The organism is Nonomuraea sp. NPDC048916 (assembly GCF_040649575.1).
Taxonomy (GTDB): Bacteria; Actinomycetota; Actinomycetes; order Streptosporangiales; family Streptosporangiaceae; genus Nonomuraea.
This window is the reverse complement of the sequence record NZ_JBEZFS010000183.1, coordinates 1-556: the sequence shown is the minus strand read 5'-3', so window position 1 is coordinate 556 and position 556 is coordinate 1. Positions and strand designations below refer to the sequence as shown.

Genomic DNA, 556 nt, shown 5'->3' with positions numbered 1-556 from the left:
TCGCAGCCCATGTCCAGGAGGGACTTGCAGACCCGCACGACCTGGTGGATCGGGACCGCGCCCTCCCAGGGGTCGCCGAAGCACATGGAGAGGTAACCGCGCACCCGCACGTCCGCGGCCTTCGCACGGGTGACCACCGGCTCGAACATGGCCAGCGCCTCGTCCACCGTGCGGTTGAGGTTGGCCTTCGCGAAGGACTCGGTGGCGCTGGCGAAGACGGCGACCTGACGGGCGCCCAGGACCAGTGCGCGGTCCAGCCCGCGTTCGTTCGGCACCAGGACCGGGAGCGCCACGGGGAGGTCGCTCACGAGCGGGAACAGCTGCTCCGCGTCGGCGAGTTGGGGCACCCACTTCGGGTGGACGAAGCTGGTGGCCTCGATGGTGGTCAGCCCCGCGTCGGCGAGGCGGCGGATGAACTCCGCCTTGACCTCCGTCGGGACCGTCCCCTTCTCGTTCTGGAGGCCGTCGCGCGCGCCGACCTCGTGGATGCGGACGCGGGCGGGGAGGTCCTGGGCCGGTACGACCATGGGGAGGCCCGACTCGGGGGTGCTCATGC

General features: G+C 71.6%; 1 pseudogene. It reads right to left on the bottom strand.

Annotation, left to right across the window (positions count from 1 at the left end):
* Positions 1 to 554: pseudogene (locus AB0C16_RS40345) on the bottom strand (hydroxymethylglutaryl-CoA lyase); the annotation flags it as partial.
* Positions 555 to 556 lie beyond the last annotated feature (2 nt).